The sequence below is a fragment of the Pantoea coffeiphila genome (genome assembly GCF_016909495.1).
Classification (GTDB): domain Bacteria; phylum Pseudomonadota; class Gammaproteobacteria; order Enterobacterales; family Enterobacteriaceae; genus Erwinia; species Erwinia coffeiphila.
The window spans coordinates 859,144-879,728 of sequence record NZ_JAFBFW010000002.1; the positions used below are offsets into that span (position 1 = coordinate 859,144).

At 55.0% G+C, this 20,585-nt stretch carries 19 protein-coding genes, 2 tRNA genes, 1 rRNA gene and 1 pseudogene; 10 read left to right on the forward strand and 13 right to left on the reverse strand.

The genetic code is table 11. The annotated features are described in order from the left end of the window. Nucleotides 1-2: 2 nt before the first annotated feature. Entirely contained in the window at nt 3-785 is a 783-nt protein-coding gene (locus JOE09_RS09710; RefSeq protein ID WP_105590682.1) for a transporter substrate-binding domain-containing protein, read from the reverse strand. 296 nt (nt 786-1,081) lie between these two features. Then, nucleotides 1,082-1,921, reverse strand: coding sequence for a MurR/RpiR family transcriptional regulator (locus JOE09_RS09715; protein ID WP_200547611.1), 840 nt, complete (start codon nt 1,919-1,921; stop codon nt 1,082-1,084). A gap of 204 nt (nt 1,922-2,125) precedes the next feature. Here JOE09_RS09715 and JOE09_RS09720 point away from each other — a divergent pair, with 204 nt between their 5' ends. From JOE09_RS09720 to hpxZ, 4 genes are read left to right on the forward strand one after another with little or no spacing between them, the layout of a single operon-like run. After that, nucleotides 2,126-3,712 (forward strand): gamma-glutamyltransferase family protein, encoded by a 1,587-nt coding sequence (locus tag JOE09_RS09720; RefSeq protein WP_105590680.1) that lies wholly within the window; start codon nt 2,126-2,128, stop codon nt 3,710-3,712. A gap of 12 nt (nt 3,713-3,724) precedes the next feature. After that, complete coding sequence (gene hpxX, locus JOE09_RS09725; RefSeq protein ID WP_200547613.1) at nt 3,725-3,913, forward strand: oxalurate catabolism protein HpxX; 189 nt, start codon at nt 3,725-3,727, stop codon at nt 3,911-3,913. Further along, nucleotides 3,910-5,319 (forward strand): AtzE family amidohydrolase, encoded by a 1,410-nt coding sequence (locus JOE09_RS09730; RefSeq protein WP_205065606.1) that lies wholly within the window; start codon nt 3,910-3,912, stop codon nt 5,317-5,319. Before hpxX ends, JOE09_RS09730 begins: the two co-directional genes overlap by 4 nt. Continuing rightward, nucleotides 5,309-5,692, forward strand: coding sequence for an oxalurate catabolism protein HpxZ (hpxZ, locus tag JOE09_RS09735; RefSeq protein WP_105590677.1), 384 nt, complete (start codon nt 5,309-5,311; stop codon nt 5,690-5,692). The genes JOE09_RS09730 and hpxZ overlap by 11 nt, the downstream gene beginning before the upstream one ends. A gap of 55 nt (nt 5,693-5,747) precedes the next feature. Here the strand turns inward: hpxZ and puuE are convergent, their stop codons facing one another. The 3 genes from puuE to JOE09_RS09750 are packed head-to-tail and all read right to left on the reverse strand — an operon-like array spanning nt 5,748 to nt 8,195. After that, nucleotides 5,748-6,707, reverse strand: a complete 960-nt coding sequence (gene puuE / locus JOE09_RS09740) for an allantoinase PuuE (protein ID WP_205065607.1) — start codon at nt 6,705-6,707, stop codon at nt 5,748-5,750. Between the two features lie 34 nt (nt 6,708-6,741). Continuing rightward, complete coding sequence (hpxA, locus tag JOE09_RS09745) at nt 6,742-7,479, reverse strand: allantoin racemase (RefSeq protein WP_205065608.1); 738 nt, start codon at nt 7,477-7,479, stop codon at nt 6,742-6,744. 2 nt (nt 7,480-7,481) lie between these two features. Then, nucleotides 7,482-8,195 carry a GntR family transcriptional regulator gene (locus JOE09_RS09750; RefSeq protein ID WP_205065609.1) on the reverse strand — a complete coding sequence of 238 codons (714 nt, stop codon included), beginning with the start codon at nt 8,193-8,195 and terminating at the stop codon, nt 7,482-7,484. Nucleotides 8,196-8,341: 146 nt separating this feature from the next. On the opposite strand from JOE09_RS09750, the gene JOE09_RS09755 reads away from it, so the two are divergent. Continuing rightward, nucleotides 8,342-9,847, forward strand: a complete 1,506-nt coding sequence (locus JOE09_RS09755; protein ID WP_205065610.1) for an NCS1 family nucleobase:cation symporter-1 — start codon at nt 8,342-8,344, stop codon at nt 9,845-9,847. Nucleotides 9,848-10,004: 157 nt separating this feature from the next. Here the strand turns inward: JOE09_RS09755 and JOE09_RS09760 are convergent. After that, nucleotides 10,005-10,081, reverse strand: a tRNA-Asp gene (locus tag JOE09_RS09760). Between the two features lie 133 nt (nt 10,082-10,214). Continuing rightward, nucleotides 10,215-10,967 (reverse strand): DNA polymerase III subunit epsilon, encoded by a 753-nt coding sequence (dnaQ, locus tag JOE09_RS09765; protein WP_200547618.1) that lies wholly within the window; start codon nt 10,965-10,967, stop codon nt 10,215-10,217. 51 nt (nt 10,968-11,018) lie between these two features. On the opposite strand from dnaQ, the gene rnhA reads away from it, so the two are divergent. Continuing rightward, the gene (gene rnhA, locus JOE09_RS09770) at nt 11,019-11,486 is read left to right on the forward strand and encodes a ribonuclease HI (RefSeq protein WP_105590671.1); all 468 of its coding nucleotides are present in this window, start codon (nt 11,019-11,021) and stop codon (nt 11,484-11,486) included. Here rnhA and JOE09_RS09775 read toward each other — a convergent pair. After that, a complete protein-coding gene (locus JOE09_RS09775) occupies nt 11,471-12,202 on the reverse strand; it encodes a class I SAM-dependent methyltransferase (protein WP_205065611.1) in 732 nt (243 codons plus the stop codon). The genes rnhA and JOE09_RS09775 overlap by 16 nt on opposite strands. 253 nt (nt 12,203-12,455) lie before the next feature. Here JOE09_RS09775 and gloB point away from each other — a divergent pair, with 253 nt between their 5' ends. The 4 genes from gloB to JOE09_RS09795 all read left to right on the forward strand — a co-directional run bounded on the left by gloB (nt 12,456) and on the right by JOE09_RS09795 (nt 17,021). Next, entirely contained in the window at nt 12,456-13,211 is a 756-nt protein-coding gene (gloB, locus tag JOE09_RS09780; protein ID WP_205065612.1) for a hydroxyacylglutathione hydrolase, read from the forward strand. Between the two features lie 71 nt (nt 13,212-13,282). Then, nucleotides 13,283-14,665 (forward strand): murein transglycosylase D, encoded by a 1,383-nt coding sequence (mltD, locus tag JOE09_RS09785; protein ID WP_205065613.1) that lies wholly within the window; start codon nt 13,283-13,285, stop codon nt 14,663-14,665. A 390-nt stretch (nt 14,666-15,055) separates the two neighbouring features. Next, nucleotides 15,056-16,321 carry an MFS transporter gene (locus JOE09_RS09790; RefSeq protein ID WP_234472009.1) on the forward strand — a complete coding sequence of 422 codons (1,266 nt, stop codon included), beginning with the start codon at nt 15,056-15,058 and terminating at the stop codon, nt 16,319-16,321. 1 nt (nt 16,322) lies between these two features. Continuing rightward, on the forward strand, nt 16,323-17,021 hold the full coding sequence (locus tag JOE09_RS09795; protein WP_205065614.1) for a cyclase family protein: 699 nt from the start codon (nt 16,323-16,325) through the stop codon (nt 17,019-17,021). 6 nt (nt 17,022-17,027) lie between these two features. On the opposite strand, the gene JOE09_RS09800 is transcribed toward JOE09_RS09795, so the two are convergent. The 5 genes and pseudogenes from JOE09_RS09800 to rrf form a co-directional block, all read right to left on the reverse strand. After that, nucleotides 17,028-17,792 carry a class I SAM-dependent methyltransferase gene (locus JOE09_RS09800; RefSeq protein WP_205065615.1) on the reverse strand — a complete coding sequence of 255 codons (765 nt, stop codon included), beginning with the start codon at nt 17,790-17,792 and terminating at the stop codon, nt 17,028-17,030. 16 nt (nt 17,793-17,808) lie between these two features. Beyond that, complete coding sequence (locus JOE09_RS09805; protein WP_105591149.1) at nt 17,809-18,612, reverse strand: endonuclease/exonuclease/phosphatase family protein; 804 nt, start codon at nt 18,610-18,612, stop codon at nt 17,809-17,811. A 139-nt stretch (nt 18,613-18,751) separates the two neighbouring features. Next, nucleotides 18,752-20,007: pseudogene (locus tag JOE09_RS09810) on the reverse strand (IS3 family transposase). Between the two features lie 103 nt (nt 20,008-20,110). Then, nucleotides 20,111-20,187: transfer RNA gene (locus JOE09_RS09815), tRNA-Asp, on the reverse strand. A 99-nt stretch (nt 20,188-20,286) separates the two neighbouring features. Further along, nucleotides 20,287-20,402, reverse strand: a 5S ribosomal RNA gene (gene rrf, locus JOE09_RS09820). Nucleotides 20,403-20,585 lie beyond the last annotated feature (183 nt).

The window sequence follows — 20,585 nt, forward strand, 5'->3', positions numbered from 1 at the left end:
GATTAACCCAGGTCAGCGGGTAATGGCGCTTTCAGCCATTCTTGCGATAGTTTGTTCAGCGTGTCGTCCTTCAGCGCCTGGCCGATCAGCTCATCCACTTTGGCCTTCAGCGCCGGTTCATTCTTTTTCATGCCGATAAAGCACGGCGAATCTTTCAGCATAAACTTTGCCACCGGCGCTTTGTCAGCGTTCTGGCGGGCAATAGCGGCCACGACCAGGTTACCGGTTGCCACATACTGCACCTGACCAGACAGATAGGCCGACAGCGTGGTGTTGTTATCTTCGTAGCGTTTCACTTCCGCCTCTTTTGGTGCCACGCTGGTCAGTACCATATCCTCAACGGCACCGCGGGTGACGCCGATGGATTTGCCGCTCAGCTCCGCCGCGTCTTTCAGAGTACCGTCTTTCGGACCAAACACGCCGAGGAAGAACGGTGCATAGGCGCGGCTGAAGTCGATCACTTTTTCACGCTCCGGATTTTTACCCAGGCTGGAAATCACCAGGTCCACTTTATCCGTCTGCAGATAAGGCACACGGTTTGCGCTGGTGACCGGCACCAGCTGCAACTTAAGTTTCATTTGCTTAGCCAGATACTTCGCCATATCGATGTCATAGCCCTGCGGCTGTAAGTCAGTACCTACTGAACCAAACGGCGGGAAATCCTGCGGTACGGCAATACGGATAACGCCACGTTTTTCAATATCTTGTAGTTGGTCCGCCAGCGCCGAAGCGGTAGACGTCAGCAGTAAAGCGCCAGCCAGTAATGCGAATAAGCCTTTTTTCATTCTCACTTCCCCGATTAATACATCATGAAACGAAAGATTCTTAAAGAATTTATTTGCAACTAATGTGCCATTGGGGATTTTAGCGTTGATTTTTCTTGCTGAAATCGGTGGCCGATCGACAACGCCTGATGAAAATCTGATTAAAATCAGAATCAAAGAAAGAAACTCCATAAATAAAATCGGGTTATTTCGATGAAAAAATTCAGAAAAGGCAGATCGAAGCGTGAGAAAAGCGCAATAAAAAGGGGCACCGCCTCGAGCCCCATAACGATGCAAAGCACCAAATTAGTGCCCCATCAACGCTGTTCCAGCTCGTCCAGCTCGCCGTAAAGGTCGGCAATCTGATGGATACGCTGACGCCCGTTGCTGAGTAACTCATGTAAGACGGCATTCGACAGCAGGTTGACCAGGCTGTTGGCCGCCGAGTAGCTGTCAAAGGCCGATACGCTATCCAGCGGCGCACACAGCTGCCAGCGCGCCAGCGCGATGGACGTCTGCGCCTGAGGTTCGCACATCACCAGCGTGGGGATATGCCGCTGCTGCAGCTGCTGCAACAGCGGCCGGATAATGCGCGGGCGGCGGCGAAACGCCATCACAATCACCATATCTTCCGGGGTGATGTCGATTAGCTCTTCGGAAAAAGTTTGCCCCGGCTGCGGCAGCAGCTGCACCCGGCTCCGAACCTGCAGCAGCTGCTGGCGGAAATGCAACGCGACCGGATAAGAGTTACGTAAGCCAATAATAAAAATTCGCTGGCTCTCACACAGTGCCTGCACGACCTGGCCGAAATGCGCGCTGTCGAGTGTGTTAACCCACTGCGTAAGGTTAGCCATTTCCTGCTTGTAGTGGCGTGCTAACAGGGTATTGCCCTGAACCGCATCGCGCACGTCCGTTAACGGCATGCCGCTCTGACGCAGGGTGCGCAACTCGTTGCGCATATCTTTATAGGTGTCATAGCCCAGACGCTTAAATAAGCGGCTTACCGTGGCCTTCGACACCCCGCTCAGCCGCGCCAGTTCCGCGCTGTTGTAACCAATCAGGTCGTCATAATGATCGAAGACGAAATCCGCAATGCGCTGCTCCTGCGGCGAGAGTTGCGCATAGTGACCGCGCAGGCGTTCATCAAGCTGCTTCATGTCAATGCATCCTGTAACTTTTGTTTCATTCCACCGATCATATACAAATAACGTGCCTGTCTGTAGCCGGACAGAAAAATGCCTTCGCTTACGCCCTGCCGACACCCTGTTTTCCCGGAACGCCCGCCTGCGTCTGATTGTTATACAAAAACTGGAATGACTCTTGCTTTAGTCACACTCAGTTCGAGCAATAACGAGAATAATATGAATCAGAGCAATATGGCACCGCAGGGGATGGCCGTGACCCCACATCATCTGGCCAGCGAGAGCGCGCTGGGAATATTACGGGCGGGAGGCAACGCCATTGAAGCCATGGTCGCGGCCGCAGCCACCATTGCGGTGGTCTATCCCCATATGAACGGGCTGGGCGGCGACGGTTTCTGGCTGATCGTGCCGCCGGGCGGCGAGCCGGTCGCTATCGATGCCAGCGGCGCGGCAGGTTCCCTGGCCGATCTCGACTTTTACGCGGGCGAAAGCCATATTCCCCATCGCGGCCCGAAATCGGCGCTGACCGTGGCAGGGACGGTCAGCGGCTGGTCAGAAGCGCTGGCCGTTTCCGGCGAATACGGCGGTGAGCAGCTGCCGCTGGCTCGCCTGTTAAATGATGCGATCCGCTACGCGGCGGACGGTATTCCGATCACGGCTTCACAGGCGGAAGCCACCGCCAGCAAATACGCGGAACTGGCCGAACAGCCCGGTTTTGCCACCACGTTTTTACCGGGAAATGAAATCCCGAAAGCGGGCAGCCGCTTTGTGCAGCCGGACCTTGCCGCTACGCTGATCCAGCTGGTTGAAGAAGGACTGGATACCTTCTATCGCGGTCCGCTGGCACAGCGGCTGGCCGCAGAAATGTCGCAGCTCGGTATGCCGATTACGCTGGAGGATCTGAACCGTCAGCAGGCAAAACGCCGTACGCCGCTGCGCATCCGCCACCAGTCTGGCGATATCTACAATATGACACCGCCTACCCAGGGACTGGTATCGCTGGCCATTCTGGGCATCACCGACCATCTGACGATGGAAGATGCGGACGAGGCGCAAACCATCCACCGCATTGTCGAAGCCACCAAACTGGCTTTCGGACTGCGCGACAGCCATATCACCGATCCGCGTTTCATGCGCGAAGAGATGCAGTCGCTGCTGACATCCGATCGCCTGAAGCAGCTTGCCGATCGGATCGATCTGAATCAGGCCGCGCCGTGGGGCAACGGCAAAGGCCCGGGCGATACCGTATGGATGGGCGTGATGGACAGCAGCGGGCTGTCGGTCTCCTTTATCCAGAGTATTTATCACGAGTTTGGCAGCGGCGTCGTGCTGCCGGGCACCGGTATCACCTGGCAGAATCGCGGGGCGTCGTTCAGCCTGGATGCCGATCACCTGCTGGCGCTGGCCCCCGGTAAACAGCCGTTCCACACTCTCAATCCGGCCGCCGCACGGCTGAACGATGGCCGCACGCTGGTTTACGGTTCAATGGGCGGTGACGGCCAGCCGCAGACCCAGGCCGCCATTTTCACCCGTCATGTCGTTCAGGGAATGCCGCTGCAACAGGCGCTCAGCGCGCCGCGCTGGCTGCTGGGCCGCACCTGGGGGCAGCTGTCCGACTCCCTGAAGCTGGAGGGGCGATTCAGCGCGGAAACCATCAACGCGCTGCAGGCGCTGGGACATGAGGTCGAGCTACTGCCCGATTTCAGCGAGGCGGTAGGCCACGCAGGCGCGATCGTACGCCATACCAACGGCATGCTGGAAGGTGCCTTCGATCCCCGCAGCAACGGCAGCGCCGCGGGCTTTTAGCAGGAGAAGAACATGACGCCAACTCAGCCTGACTGGGCAACGTATATCTTACAGATGGAGCAGATCCTCGGAATGGATCTGGACGAAGCACGCCGGGCCGAGCTGCTGGTACAGTTCACCCGTATTGCCGCCATGGCGGCACCGCTGATGGCCTTTCCGCTGGATGACCGGCTGGAAGTGGCGGGGGTATATAAAGCATGAATCTGGCCGCTCTCTCCATCAGTGAAATCAGACAGGCGCTGGCAACGGGCGATCTGAGCGCTGCGGATATCGCCAGCCGGACGCTTGCGGCGATAGAACAGCACAACCCGGCGATTAACGCCTGGACCGGCGTGACACGCGATCGCATGCAGCAGGAAGCTCAGCGCCTCGATCGCCTTAAGCGTGACGGCCAGCCTCTTCCCGCGCTTGCTGCCGTGCCCTATGCGGTTAAAAACCTGTTTGATGTGGCCGGTCACACCACGCTGGCCGGGGCCAGCCTGTTCAGCGATCGCCCCGTTGCCAGGGAGGATGCCTGGGCGGTGCGGCAGCTGACCGCCAGCGGAGCGATGCTGTCAGGCATGCTGAATATGGATGCCTACGCCTACGGTTTCACCACGGAAAACACCCACTATGGCGCAACGCGAAACCCGCATGACACTTCGCGTATTGCCGGAGGATCGTCCGGCGGTTCTGCCGCTGCCGTTGCCGCCGGGCTGGTTCATTTCACGCTCGGCACCGATACCAACGGTTCCATTCGCGTTCCGGCTTCGCTGTGCGGAATTTTTGGGCTGAAACCCACCTTTGGCCGCCTGTCGCGCAGCGGCAGCCATCCGTTTGTTGCCAGCCTCGACCATATTGGTCCACTGGCTCGCCGGGTGAGCGATCTGGCAGAAGTGTATGATGTCCTGCAGGGCCACGATCCCGCTGATGCATTTCAGGCGACGGAAGCCCCTGCCGCCACCGTTTCACAGCTGGATCGTGGGATTGGCGGCCTGCGCGTCGGCGTGCTGGGCGGCTATTTTCAGCAGTGGTGCGATGAGCACGCGCGCACCGCCGTCGCCACCGCGGTAAAGGCGCTGGAAGCCATTGATGAGTTTTTACTGCCGGAGGCCGAACTGGCACGCGCATCGGCATTTATCCTCACGGCGGCCGAAGGCGGAAATCACTATCTGCCTGCGCTGAGGCAGTCGCCGGAGCGTTTTGAACCCGCATCCCGCGAGCGGCTGCTGGCCGGCGCCATGCTGCCTTCGGCATGGTATGTACAGGCTCAGCGTTTCCGCCGCCACTGCCAGCAGCAGGCGCTGGCGCTGTTCAACGATGTTGATGTGCTGATCGCTCCCGCCACGCCGACCTGCGCCACGCTGATTGGCCAGCCGACCATGCGCATTAATGGCAACGACTTGCCAACCCGCGCGAGTATGGGCATGCTGGCCCAGCCGATCTCATTCCTCGGACTTCCGGTTGCTACCGTTCCGTTACGGACGACGAGTGGGTTGCCGATTGGCCTGCAGCTAATCGCGGCACCGTTTAACGAACAAGCCTGTCTGCGAGCCGCCAGGGCGCTGGAGCAGATGGGTATTGCGCAGGCGATGCCTGCAAACATGGAAGATAAAAATGAAAAGTGAACATATCGATCGCCCGGCGATCCACGCTGAAGTGACTGCGGCCTTTTACCGCTACGAGGAAGCCTTAATCAGCAACGATACTGTCGTTCTGGATGAGCTGTTCTGGCACGACGATCGCACCGTACGTCTGGGAGCCGGTGAGAATCTGTATGGCATTGACGCTATCCGCGAATTCCGCGCATCACGCTCGCCCGTCGGGCTGAACCGCCAGCTGCAAAATACGGTGATATCCACCTTTGGCGAGGATTTTGCCGTTTGCAGCACCGAATTTACCCGCGAGGGCAGCGATAAAATCGGCCGTCAGCAGCAAACCTGGGTGAAACTCCCCTGCGGCTGGCGGATTGTTGCGGCACAGGTCAGTTTAATTCCCTGACTGATGTTCTTCCGGTCGCGTAAAAAAACGGATGGGTTTCCCCATCCGTTTTTGATCAGGCCTGTGGAGCCGGATGCGTTTTTATCCAGTGATCGGCGATCTGCTGGCGGGTACAAATCCAGACGTTATCATGCTGCTGGATATGGTCCAGGAAGCGCTGCAGCGCGCGGAAGCGACCCGGGCGGCCAAGCAGGCGGCAGTGCATACCGATGGAAAGCATTTTCGGCGAGGTTTCACCCTCTTCATACAGCACATCGAAGCTGTCGCGCAGGTAGGTGTAGAACTGCTCTGCGGTGTTAAACCCCTGCGGCGTTGCAAAGCGCATATCGTTGGTTTCAAGGGTGTAGGGAATAATCAGGTGTGGTTTAACGGTGCCGTCCTGGCAGGTCACCTGAGTCCAGAACGGCAGATCGTCACCGTAATAGTCGCTGTCGTAGGTGAGCCCGCCCTGCTCCACCACCAGCCGACGGGTATTCGGGCTGTCGCGCCCGGTGTACCAGCCCGTTGGCGTTTTGCCAAACAGATCGGTGAGCGTATCGAGCGCCTGCTGCATATGCTGGCGCTCGGTTTTCGCATCCATTCCCTGATAGTGGACCCAGCGCCAGCCGTGGCTGACAACGTCGTAATCGGCGTTTTTGATCGCCTCGACAATTTCCGGGTGGCGAGCCAGCGCCATCGCCACGCCAAATACCGTCAGCGGCAGATTGCGCTTCTGGAACTCGTTGTGGATGCGCCAGAATCCGGCACGAGAGCCATATTCATAAAGCGAATCCATCGACATATGCCGCTCGGGATAACTTGCCGCACCGATGATATCGGACAGAAACTGCTCGGAGCCCGCATCACCGTGCAGGACGTTGTTTTCCGCGCCCTCTTCGTAGTTCAGTACGAACTGCACGGCGATCCGTGCTTTACCCGGCCAGGCAGCGTGAGGAGGATTCCCCGCGTAGCCAATCAGGTCACGCGGGTAGTTTTTGTTAAAGCTGTACTCTTTCTTTTCCGGACTATCGCTCATCAAAACATCCTTAGTATCGGAACAGATCGTTGCCTTAGTTTAGGCGTTCAAACTGACCTGACAGTTTTTTTCGAATCGGGTAATCCAGATCGCCATGCTTACTGGTATTCAACCCCAGAGCCAGCAGCGACTCCACCATTTTGACCGCCGCCCCCACGCCATCAATCACCGGCACGCCGAGTTCACGGGTCAGTTCACGCGCCAGATCGGCCATGCCGCCACAGCCGAGCACAATGGCTCCGCTGTCGTCTTCACGGATAGCTTGTATACAACGCTGGCGTACTTTTTCCTGCGCGATACCGCTACCATCTTCCAGTGCCAGTACCGGCAGATCAATGGCGTGTACCGCTGCGCAGTGGTGCTCAAAACCGTACTGCCGCAGCAGATGACGGGCAATAATGACCGTACGCGGCAGCGTGGTGACAATCGAAAAACGGGTGGCAACCATTGTCGCCATATGCATTGCGGCTTCGGCGATGCCCACCACCGGGCCCTGCGCCAGTTCGCGCGCGGCCAGAAGCCCCGGATCGCCAAAGCAGGCGATAACGTGTCCCTGAGCGCCCTGCTCGCGCCCCGCTTTGATCTGTTCCAGTACCCCAATCGCCGCGATCGCTTCATCGAAGTGCCCTTCAATCGACGGCACGCCCTGCTGTGGGCAAACGGCAAGAATCTCAGTATTGCCGGCGGCCACCGCGCGCGCCGCCGTACCGATGGTTTCGGTCATCGCGAGGCTGGTATTGGGATTGATCACCTGAATGATCTGCTTGTTCATGCTCAGGCTCCTTTTGCCGCAAACAGGCGGGCAAAGTCAGGTAGCGTTTCGCCGCTGCGCTCAAAGTGCAGACTGGCAACGATATGATCGAAATGTTTCCGTAATGCGTCAGTCAGCCGATCCAGCGCTTTTTCACGCAGCAGCTCCAGCAGCCGGTCGTGGTCGTCGCAGCGGCAGCCGTGCTGCCAGGGTGCGCCGTAGGCCGCCACCACCAGCGAAGAGCGCTGGCTGAGGCGCGTCACCAGCTCGGTCAGCACCTGATTGCCGGATATCGCCTGTAGCTGAATATGGAATGCGGCAGAAAGCCGGATAGCGGCAGCACCATCATGTTCGGCATGGGCCTGCTGTTCCTGCTGGTTTATTTTTTCCAGCGCCGCCAGATGTGGGCCCCGGCAGTGCGCCAGGACGTCGGGGAGATTGGCACACTCAAGCAGACTGCGGGTACGGAAGATATCCTGCGCCTCTTCCACGGAAGGCGTGGCCACCTGCGCACCACGTTTGGGCGTCAGCGTGATCATTTGCACCGCTGCGAGGCGCTGAAGCACTTTGCGGATGCCGGTGCGGCTCACGCCAAAGACCTCGGAAAGCGCCTCTTCCGGTAATTTACTGCCCGGCGGCAGCTGATGTTCAACAATCGCCGTCATTAGCGCCTGATAGATAGGTTCATCCTTATCACTCAGGTCAGAGGCCGTTTTCAGCCCGGTTTCACTCTTCATTACCTTCTCCGGTAAACATCATTTCCATCGACAATCGTACACAGCAATAACCTGTTTTTGTATACAAAGTTTTAAGATCTGGCCTGAATCCTGCAATGACCTTAACAGGCACGTTTTTTCTTACTGTATTCAGAGGAGCAGGTTTCATGCCAAAGAGTCAACTTTCTTCCCCGGCGGCGGCATCAGAGGCCGCCAAAAGCTACAGCCCGCGGCTGTGTAATGAAGACCTTGCTCCCGTGCGCAAGCAGAACTGGAGCTGGTACAACATTTTTTCTTTTTGGATGTCGGATGTACACAGCATGGGGGGCTATGTGGTGGCAGCCAGCTTCTTTACGCTGGGGCTGGCCAGCTGGCAGGTGCTGATGTGCCTGCTGGTGGGGATTTGCATCGTACAGCTGTGCGCTAACCTGGTAGCGAAGCCCAGCCAGATGACCGGCGTTCCTTATGCGGTGGTCTGCCGCCAGGCATTCGGCGTATTCGGTGCCAACATCCCGGCGGTGATCCGCGGTTTAATCGCGTTTGCCTGGTACGGCATCCAGACCTATCTGGCTGCTAACGCTCTGATGCTGGTGTCGCTGAAGTTCTGGCCTGCCCTGACCCCAATGACTCAGGTGTCCTGGCTGGGACTGTCACAGCTGGGCTGGATCTGCTTTGGCATTATGTGGCTGCTACAGGCGATGGTGTTCTGGCACGGTATGAACGCGATTAAACGCTTTATTGATATCGCCGGCCCGGCCGTGTACGTGGTGATGGGCGCGCTGGCCGGATGGATTGTATACAAGACCGGTTTTGACGGTATCTCCTTTACGCTGGCCAGCAAGTCATTAAGCGGCGGCGAGCAGGTCTGGCAGATGATTACCGCCACTGCGCTGGTGGTGTCTTACTTCTCCGGCCCGCTGCTGAACTTCGGTGACTTTGCACGCTACGGTAAAAGCATGGGTGAAATCCGCCGCGGTAACCGCTGGGGCCTGCCGTTTAACTTCCTGCTGTTCTCGATTGTTACCGTGGTGATCGTTTCCGGTACGCAGTCGCTGTTTGGCCGCATGATTACCGATCCGATTGAAACCGTCAGCATGGTCGGTAATGACCTGGCGGTGGCGATTGGGCTGTTAACGATGATTACCGCCACCATCGGCATTAATATTGTGGCCAACTTTGTGTCTCCGGCCTTCGACTTCTCTAACTGTTCTCCACAGAAGATCAGCTTCCGTACCGGCGGGATGATTGCGGCCGTGGGTTCCGTGCTGTTAACGCCGTGGAACCTGTTCCAGTCACCGGAGCTGATTCACTATACGCTGGACGTGCTGGGCGCATTTATCGGGCCGCTGTTCGGCATCCTGCTTGCCGACTTCTATCTGCTGAAGCGCAGCAAGATCTCCGTTGACGACCTGTTTGACGACACGCCGAAAGGAAAGTACTGGTACAAAGGCGGCTTCAACCCGAAAGCGATTGCCGCCCTGCTGCCGTCGGTGGGCATTGGCCTGGTGATCAGCTTTATCCCTTCGCTGCACGCGGTGGCTAACTTCAGCTGGTTTATCGGCGTGGCGCTGGGAGCCGGAGCCTACCGCTGGATTGCCCGCGATGAAATGGCCTCTGCACGGGCGGGCGGTGATTACCGTGCCGATGTGGTGATGCAGAAAGAGCAACAGTAGCAACGTAATAAACTTAGCTCAGGCAGTCATGCCTGTTAGTGAAGTTTTGAAGAAGGCCGTAACGGATCGCGTTGCGGCTTTTTTTCGCCGGAACATTTTTGACGGAAGCAGAAACGAAAAAGGCCGATTCTTTCGAATCGGCCTTTCTCTGTATACTTGGCGGAACGGACGGGGCTCGAACCCGCGACCCCCTGCGTGACAGGCAGGTATTCTAACCAACTGAACTACCGCTCCGCGCTTTGTTCCCCGTCGGGAACGAATCGGATATTACGGATCGACAAAACGTTCGTCAACGCTTTTTATTCAGAATTATTTCAACTGTTCTTTTTTTGCACTTAAAGCGGTTTTATTGCGCATTTTTAGTGACTTACTGCACATTTTCCTGCTGCGGACGCCACAGGCAGCTGCCGCCTTTCTTCTGTACCAGATCCAGTCGTTTTTCATGCTCGGCCAGTTCCTGCTCGCTGGCGCGCAGAACGCGCAGCCCCGATGAAGGTCGGGCAATACGATGGATAGTATCGCCGCCGCTTTGTTCTTCCTTTTCCCCTTCCATTGAAAACGACAGCGAGGTCTGGCCGCCGGTCATAATCAGGAAGACTTCCGCCAGGATTTCGGAGTCAAGCAGTGCGCCGTGCAGCGTTCGCTTACTGTTATCTATTTCATAACGCGAGCACAGCGCATCAAGACTGTTACGCTTGCCGGGGAACATCCGGCGCGCCATCGCCAGACTATCGGTGATCTGACAGAAGGTTTCTGTCTTCGGGATATTGCGTTTGAGCTTGCCGAATTCATAGTCCATAAAGCCAATATCGAACGAGGCGTTATGGATGACCAGCTCCGCGCCGTCGATGTAGGCGAGGAAGTCATCGGCAATATCGGCAAACGTCGGTTTATCAGCAAGAAATTCGTCGGCAATACCGTGAACGCCAAACGCTTCCGGGTCCACCAGCCGATCGGGCTTCAGATAAACATGGAAGTTATTGCCGGTCAGGCGGCGGTTAATCACCTCAACGGCACCAATTTCAATGATGCAGTGCCCTTCATAGTGGGTACCAATCATGTTCATACCGGTGGTTTCGGTATCGAGTACGATCTGGCGTGTGGTATTTACTGTGCTCATAGGACCCGTTTATGTCAGACTTGGCGTTTTTCTACAGGGAGTCTACCAGAGATGCTTAAGCAGGTAGAAATTTTCACCGACGGTTCGTGCCTCGGCAACCCGGGACCCGGTGGATACGGTGCGATTCTTCGCTACGGCGAGCATGAAAAAGAGTTCAGCGCCGGATTCCATCTGACCACTAATAATCGCATGGAAATGATGGCGGCGATCGTGGCGCTTGAGGCGCTGAAACAGCCCTGTAAGGTTATTCTGAGTACTGACAGCCAGTATGTGCGCCAGGGGATCACCAGCTGGATTCATAACTGGAAAAAGCGCGGCTGGAAAACGGCGGATAAAAAGCCGGTAAAAAATGTCGACCTGTGGCAGCGCCTCGACAGCGCACTTAGCCTGCATGACATCGACTGGAAATGGGTAAAAGGCCACGCCGGTCATATCGAAAACGAACGCTGTGACGAACTGGCCCGTAGCGCTGCCGGTAATCCCACATTTGATGACGTTGGCTATCAGTCGGGTTCCTGAGGGGAGCGCGGGTGAAACTGTCGGGTAGCGCCCACGGTTTGTAGCTTCGGCTTGCTGGTACTCTTTTTCATCGGATTGATAATCAACGGGAAGGTGCGCTTGCGGGCCACGATAAGATTCAGGCAGCCAAGCGCAGGCAGATGCGTGCTGATCACCTTCCCGCCCTGCCGGCTCCAGGGTAAAACCTGAAATCCGCTGCGCTGCACCACTTCATAATTCAGCAGGCTCAGCCAGTCCAGCAGCCGCATCTGCGTAAACATACGGCTGTTCCAGGGGATCATACGGTGAACGCCCGGGATCAGCTTGCCGACGCCCAGCATACTGAACAGATTGAATCCGCTGATCAGCATCCAGCCGTCATCAATTAATACCCGATCGACTTCACGCAGGATGCGATGCGGATCGCTGCTCCAGGCCAGAGTATGAGCCAACAGGCAGGCATCCACCGACTTCGATTCAAAAGGCAGACTGAGCGGGTCTGCTTTAACCTGGAGCAGATCGCCTTTCAGCCCCACATTAACCTGATGAGAAATAGCGCAGGCTTCCGTATTAATTTCCGCACTGAGATTGCCCAGCTTGAGCAGATGAAAACCATACAGTTTGGCCAGACTGGGGCGCAGATGATGGGCCAGCGCGTCACGGTAAAACTCGCCGCAGGGAATTTGCGACCATGAGTCAGGCACGTGGCGGATTTGGCGTGTTTTAGCAGGCTTCATGCTTTACCATCTTCTATCCATTATGAGTGTATACCCAGTCTGATTAGCGTTGCCGCAGGACACCTGGCGCGGCGTCACTGATGAAAAGTATATAAGAGCCTGTCCCACCAGGCGTACATTGTTGCAGCCAGTTTGGGCACGGACAGCGCGGAGAAACCGCAACGTACACACAGTACGTGAGGATTTTGAGCACTGCCCAGGGCCAAAATGGCAAATAAAATAGCCTGATGGTATAGGCTCTAAAGAGGTGAATATGAATCTTACCAGTATTCCGGCACTTCAGGATAACTACATCTGGATGTTAAATGACACTGCGGGGCGCTGTCTGATCGTCGATCCGGGCGAAGCCGCGCCGGTTTTGCGCACACTGTCCCAAAATCAGTGGCAGCCGGTCGCGATTTTACTCACTCATCATCATCACGATCACGTGGGGGGCGTGGCTGAAATCCTGGCCCGGTATCCTGATATTACGGTGTACGGTCCACAGGAAACGCAGGATAAAGGCGCCACTAAAATCGTCGGCGAAGGCGAAAAAATCAAAATTCTTGACCTGGAATTCGATATTTATGCTACGCCCGGTCACACTTTGGGACATATCTCATATTTCAGCTTCCCTTATCTTTTTTGTGGCGACACGCTGTTCTCCGGCGGCTGCGGTAGATTGTTCGAGGGAACACCAAAACAAATGTTCGAATCATTTCAAAAACTTAACTCACTCCCGGCCGATACTTTAGTTTGTTGCGCGCATGAATACACATTATCGAATTTAACTTTTGCACACGCGATTTATCCGCAACATAAGGAAATAGAACGCTATCTGCATAAAATTAAGGAGTTACGCTCAAAAAACCACATAACTTTACCGACAAAACTGGAACTTGAGCGAAAAATTAATGTTTTTTTAATGACACAAGACATTGAATTAAAAAAACAAATCGGTTTAGAAACAACTATGCAACATGAGTGGCAGGTATTTGCTGCCTTACGGGCAAAGAAAGACCACTTTTAATTTTTTAGGTTGTCATGAGTAGGACGAGCACGTATGATTGCTCGTCTTTTAATCGAACTATTGACACACACATGAAGGCTAAAGCGATAATTCTCGCCTCGGTCTTGCTGGTGGGGTGCCAGGCATCAAAGCATGATGCCAACATTCCTGAACAGCATGCACAGAGTTTGTCTTCGGCAGGTCAAGGTGAAAATGGACAGTACTCAGATTCAATGTTGTCCCCTCGATGGCAGGACGATGGAACCGGCCTCGCGCAGGGTCAGGATCTGTGGAATTTCATTAGCGACGAGCTGAAGATGAAGGTTCCGGATAATTACCGGATACGCGAACAGAAACAGAAGTACCTGAAGAACAAGAGCTATCTCCACGATGTAACATTACGGGCAGAGCCGTATATGTACTGGATAGTCGAGCAGATTAAGCAACGCAAAATGCCGATGGAACTGGTACTACTACCCATAGTGGAGAGCGCTTTTGACCCCCACGCAACATCATCTGCGAATGCCGCTGGCATCTGGCAGATTGTGCCGCAAACGGGGCGAAACTACGGCTTGAAACAGAATCAATGGTATGACGGGCGACGTGATATTGTCGCATCGACAAAAGTTGCTCTGGATATGATGCAGCGCCTTAACGACATGTTTGACGGTGACTGGTTACTGACGGTAGCCGCCTATAACAGTGGTGAAGGCCGCGTGCTGAAAGCGATGAAGGCGAATAAAGCCAAAGGGAGACCGACGGATTTCTGGTCCCTTGCGCTTCCACGCGAAACAACGGTTTATGTGCCAAAAATGCTGGCTCTGGGGCAGTTGCTCAAGGACAGCAAGCGCTATGGTATTCGTCTGCCAACGACAAACGAAACCCGCGCACTGGCACGTGTTGAAGTGGGTCAGCAGATTGAACTGACGCAGGCCGCCGATATGGCAGGCATGTCGCTGAGCAAGCTGAAGAGTTTCAACACGGGATACAAACGTGGCACAACGGCACCAAATGGTCCTCACTACATTATGGTTCCGAAATCCAACGTTGCGCAGCTGCGTAATTCACTGGCAGAAGGTGATATTGCCGCAGTTCAGCCAACGTCGCTGGCGAAGAACAGCGTTTCTCCGGCCACCTACAAGGTGCGCAATGGTGATACGTTGTCCGCTATCGCCAAGCGCCTGAGTATTCCGGTAAAGACCCTGCAGCGCGCTAACAATCTGCGTACTGCCAGCATTAAACCCGGCCAGATATTGAATCTGGGAACGAGTAGTAGTACGCGACTGGCAAATAACGGCGACAGCATCACCTATCAGGTTCGCAAGGGTGATTCTCTGGCCAGTATTGCGAAGCGTCACGGTGTGAATATCAAGGATGTGGTGCGTTGGAACAGCGTTGCCAACAACGCCAAAAATCTTCAACCGGGCGATAAGCTGACGTTGTTTGTCGATAACAACGCAACGCCAGACAGCTAATCTGTTGAAATATCTGTTAAAAAGCCAATCTCCGGATTGGCTTTTTTGTTTTCTCTTTTCCTGATATCGCCTCCTGCGCTGTTCAATGTGTGATCCCGCTAGCGCTTCCTTTGCAGTGACTGTGATGCAGATCGAATTATCGCACGCCTTTTCTTGTATGGTAGTACACCTGAAATCTAATGTTATCTACGTGTTTAATTTTTGATCTAAACACGCAAAAAAATAACAACACCAGGCTTCCCGTTCTGCCAGTCCAGTTGCAGAGCGGTACCGATAACGTCGATTTCAAAGGCACAGGATATGACTCTTCCCTCTTCAGAAATGGCCCAGCGGGCCGAAAGCAGGACAGTACCGCCGCTTGCTCATCAGCCAGCTGCCAGACGCGGCTTAATGCGTTTTATTCCGCGAGCGCACCCCATTTCATGGTGGATGCTGGTGATCACCACACTTGCCATTTTGATGAACTCTATCGACCGAATTATTCTTCCCACGCTGCTACCGGCGATCATGACCTCGTTTAACCTCACCGAGGTGCAGGCCGGCTGGCTCAACTCGCTCAGCTTTGTCGGGACCTTAACAGGTGCCATCCTGTTCGGTTTGTTTTCTGACTGGGTTGGGACCGGGCATAAACGCTGCTACAGCTGGTGTGTGGCGGTGCTGGTTGAAGTAGTTTCCGGCGTGGCGACCGCGTTTTGTAAAACACTTGGCATGTTTCAGGCACTGCGCGTGGCGATGGGAATGGGCACCGGCGGTTCCGAACCGATTAACGTCGCCCTGCTGGGTGAATGGTGGCAGAAGGAAAACCGTGGGTTCGCGATTGGCGTTCACCATACCGGTTTTCCCCTCGGTCAGTTTATCGGGCCGGTGCTGATTGCTGCTATCCTGGCGTTTGCGACCTGGCGTGAAGCGTTCCTGTTTATTCCCATGATTGGGCTGGTGATTTTAGTCGCTCAGCTGCTGCTGGGAACGAAGAAAAATCACGATAAGGTCAATAAATGGATTGTTGAAAATGGCCTTACGCCACCGGTAACGGAATCCCTGCAGCAGACCGTTGAGCAGTCATCCATCTGGGCCAACGTTCTTTCCTGCCTGAAAAACCGCAACTGCCAGCTGGCGATACTGCTGATTTTTGGTTTTACCTGGGCGGAGATGGGTATTGCTAACTTTCTGACGCTACAGTTAACCCGTGAAGTGGGCCTCGATCTTTCTACAGCAGCGATTATCTCCGGGGCTTCCGGCCTCACCGGGTGGATTGGTCAGATCGTCTGGGGAAGTTTCTCTGATATCAAAGGGCGCAAACGCTCACTAACGATCATCATCGCGGGCTGGATCCTGGCCGCCGCACTCTGCGTTTTCATCCACTCAGCCGCGCTGGCATGGGCCATACTGATCTTCTGGGGGCTGTTCCGTAACTCGCCTTTCCCGGTGGCCTATGCACTGTTAATCGACTCTTCCCCACGCGCTGCCGCATCCAGCATGGGACTGATGATCGGCCTGGCTGTGGGTATTGCCGGTATTCTGGTTGCTCCGGTCAGCGGCTGGATCATCCACAGCTACGGCTTCACCACGCACTACCTGGTGATTGCGGCAGTGCTGGTGATTTCCTGTATTCCACTCTGGTTAATTAAAGAAACCGTTAACGTTAAAAAGGCCTGATATGAGCACTGAACTGGTTAATCTGCTGAGCCGCCACCGTTTGATTGAGCTGAATCATCTCTATGAGGAATTCATGCCGGTATGGCCAACTCACGGCAAGTTTTTCTGCCATCGTTCAGAAGACTATGTCGCGGGGGACGGCAACTATAACTGCCAGCTCAGCCTTGGCGATCACTGTGGCACCCACGTAGATGCGCCGATTCACTTTATTGCCGAAGGGAAAACCATCGACAGTATTGATGTTCGCCAGCTCACGGGACGAGGGCGCTGCCTGGATATGTCCCACGTTGAGAAAAACGGCCTAATCACCCTCGAACAGATTCAGCAGTGGGAAAAGAAACACGGCGCGATAGCCGCGGGCGATATCGTTATTTTTCGCACCGGCTATGATAAAAAATGGCAGCCCCGCCCTCATCATCAGGCTTTCCTGCAGGACTGGCCGGGGCTGTCGGGGGAAGGAGCGCGCTATCTGATTGAGCAAGGGGTCACAGTGTTTGGCACCGACGCGATGTCGCTGGACAGTTTCAGCAGCGAGGGGCATCCGGCGCATCACGCCGTGCTGGGCTCGGATTGCCTGATCGTTGAAAATCTGGCAAATCTGCACAGCCTGCCCACATCGTTTACCTTTATCGCTTTACCGCTGAGGATTAAAGGCGCGTCGGCCTCGCCGGTGCGGGCGATTGCCCTGGTCGAGTCGTAATCAAGCTCAGGGCCTGCTGGCCTCAATAAAAATGATGTCCGTGGTAAAGCTGCCGTCGGGTTGCAGCGCATAATATCGCTGAACGTCGTAGGGGGCAGAGTGCTGGTAAGCACGAATAGCCTGCACCATCACCTGCGGCGTGCGCATGCGCTCAACCCAGCTGGTGAATTCCAGCTCCAGCCGGTCATGTGAAATCGACCCAATGGCCAGCCCGGACTCCGTAAACAGCGTCAGCCACTCACCGGGGGAATAATCCCGAACGTGCGAGGTATCGCGCAGCGCTTCAACGGTTTGTAACCAGATATCCAGCACCGGATTCCCCGGCGCATTGACGTCCATAAAGATCGCTTTTCCGCCCGGTTTCAACACGCGGCGGACTTCACGCAGCGCGCTGCCGACATCGTGCCAGTGGTGAGCGGAATAGCGGCTGATAACGATATCGAACTCATCGTTGGCAAACGGCAGCTTTTCCGCATAGCCCTGCCGCGTGGTCAGATGGTGATAACCTCTTTCCTCTGCCGTCTGCGCCACTACCGTCAGCATTTTTTCGGAGAGATCGTAAGCCACCACCTCTTTAACGTGCTGCGCGGCAATAAAGCTGGCATGCCCGGCACCGCAGCCTAAATCCAGCACCCGCGCGTCAGATGCGGCGTACAAGCGCTCACTCAGCTTAACCAGATCGCGGCCGCTGGCGTGTACTGCGCTGGTCAGATAGGCACCTGCCTGCTCGCCAAACTGCTTATCGACATGATCGTGATGACGGCTTGCCATAATAGTTCCTTTATTTTCAGAAAGTACTCGCAGGGCGTGAGCTGAATTCAACCAGCAGCGGATTGTGGTCGGAAGCGGTGGTGACCAGCACCGAAGCTTCGGCTACGCCCATGCCGCGGTAGAAGACAAAATCAAGCGGACGGCCGAAGGCCTTACGGCGATGATCGTCAGTAAAGCGCACCTCACGCAGGCCCATTTCTCGGGAAAAACGATACAGGGCATTGATGCGCTGGCGGCTCCAGGCATTAAAGTCTCCGGCCATAATAACCGGCCCCTGATGGTTGATAATTTGCTCACCAATCGGCCCCAGCTGCTTGCTGTAAACATCAATGCCAATGCTGAAATTCACCGCATGAATATTTACGACCATCAGCATCTGACTGTCAGGCAGCGGATAGGCGGTCACCAGAGCGGACTTGGACAGCCGCAGCAGGGGTTCTCGTTCACGCAGTGGGCAGCAATAAACCGGATGCGCTGATGCCAGCGTCATCACGCCTGAAGGATGCTGTGGCAACACAAAAGCGGGAACCTGGTCCGCCGCAAGATAATTGCTGGTGGCGAAGCGGACCAGCTCAGGGGTGGTTTGTGCCTCCTGCAGAAGCACCAGATGCGCATCTTTACCAAAGTTTTGCAGCACCGACAGCCATTCAGCCCGCTGCTGCTTGAAGATATTCCAGACCAGAACTTTCAGCGAGGTTTCCGTGGTGAGCGGTGCGCCTGGCGGTAATGCCTGTCCGACATGAAGCATCGAGCCCGGCGGAAAAATACGTTCCGCTGGCTGCCCTGCTACATATCTCATGGCATAAGTCTTTTTTCGCACGTTATTGCCTGCACAGTTACAACGAAGGATGCTTTCCATCTTCCAGTTATAGGGGCTTTGCGGTGCAGTTTCAATCACCGCGCTGTAATTCCCCGAGCTTCTCCGTAAGTAAATGCAAACACAATCAGTTTGTAGCTGACTAGTCCTGATTTAGGTTGACAACGTTCTGCCTGTAAAACGCCCGATGAACCTCATCGGGCGTTTTGTATTTCAGGGCCAGATGCGGCCGCTCGTGGTTATAGATTGCCACCGATTCTTTTACCATCTTCCTTGCCTGCGCCAGATCTGCCGGGCGTGTGAGTAAAAACTCATTTTTCAGGATTCCGTTTATTCGCTCAGCCAGCGCATTCTGATAGCAGTCATAACCATCTGTCATTGAACAGGTTATCCCGTTTCTCTAATGAACCGACTGGTAAAGCGCTGAACAGTATTGTTGCCCTCTGTCTGAATGATGTATCAGGGGACCTGCCGTTTTTCTCCTCCGCAGCGCTTCTCTGAACGCTTTTATCACATTGTCAGTCTGCAGATTTTCCCCCACATGGTAACCCATAATTTTTCTGGAACAGGCATCCGTGACCAGACTCAGATAGGCCACGCCGCTGCGTAGCGGAAGGTAAGTGATATCGGCGACCCAGACCTGTTCCGGCTCGAGGGCTGTTACCTGTCCGGGGCCGGGTTTCAGCAGATTGGGATGCCGGTAAAAGCGATGATGGCTGTTGGTGGTTTTGTGATAAGCCCGTTTTACAGGAACCAGAAGCCTGTGTTCACCCAGCAGGCTAAAAAGACGGTCACGCCCAATATTCAACTTGTTATCTGACTGACTGTTCAGAAGGTAGTGCAGTTTACGCGTACCGATACGTGGTTGGCGGCACCGGATACGGGCAACAAAATCAATAACCTGTGCATTATGTTGCTGTCGTTTATTGTATCTTGCGTTGTCCTGATACCAGGCCTGTCTGCTGTGCCCCAGGAACTGGCATGCCCGCGTAACGGTTACTTTTGAGGTCCGACCTTGCGCGAGGACTTGCCGGGCCGCTTCTTTACGACACTCACCCCGTAATCATTTTTCAGGACATTAATAACAGACTCAAAAAATTCAGCTTTCTGGTTAGCCAGCGCAAGCTGCTCTTCAAGTTCCTTGATTCTTTGTTCGGGTGTAAGCGGGATATTTGTCTGAGCCACAGGCAGTTTCCTCTTCACCAGGTCAGGAAGTCCGGGACGCCAGTCGAGCTGGCCATATTTACGCAGCCAGACAAGCACGGTGGAGCGCCCCTGAATGCCATATCGCTGTTGGGCCTGTTTATAGGTCATCTCGCCTTTTTCGACCTGCTCAACAACGGCTATTTTAAAGGATAGAGGATAATCACGTTGGGTGCGTTTGAACTCAGTCATCATCACGTTCTCCGTATTTAAGTTGGGAACGTGTCAACGCTATTCAGGACGGGTCAAGCAAAGCAAAAAAGCCCTGAGCGTTAGCTCAGGGCTTTTTCTATTTAAGTGGCGGAACGGACGGGGCTCGAACCCGCGACCCCCTGCGTGACAGGCAGGTATTCTAACCAACTGAACTACCGCTCCACCGATTCTGTACTGATATCAGAAAACGTCTGATTTCAGGTGTTTCGCCTTTACCTTGTCAGGGGTAAAGTCACGATCCGTTAAGGATCTTAATTTGATGCCTGGCAGTTCCCTACTCTCGCATGGGGAGGCCCCACACTACCATCGGCGCTACGGCGTTTCACTTCTGAGTTCGGCATGGGGTCAGGTGGGACCACCGCGCTAAAGCCGCCAGGCAAATTCTGTTATTCACGCCGCCCTCGCAGGCCACGCAAACCAATCCGTATGAACAAGCTGAAAATTATCGTGTTGTCTCTCAACACTCACCAGAACGCTTCTGGTGTTGTAAGGTTAAGCCTCACGGGTCATTAGTACCGGTTAGCTCAACGCATCGCTGCGCTTACACACCCGGCCTATCA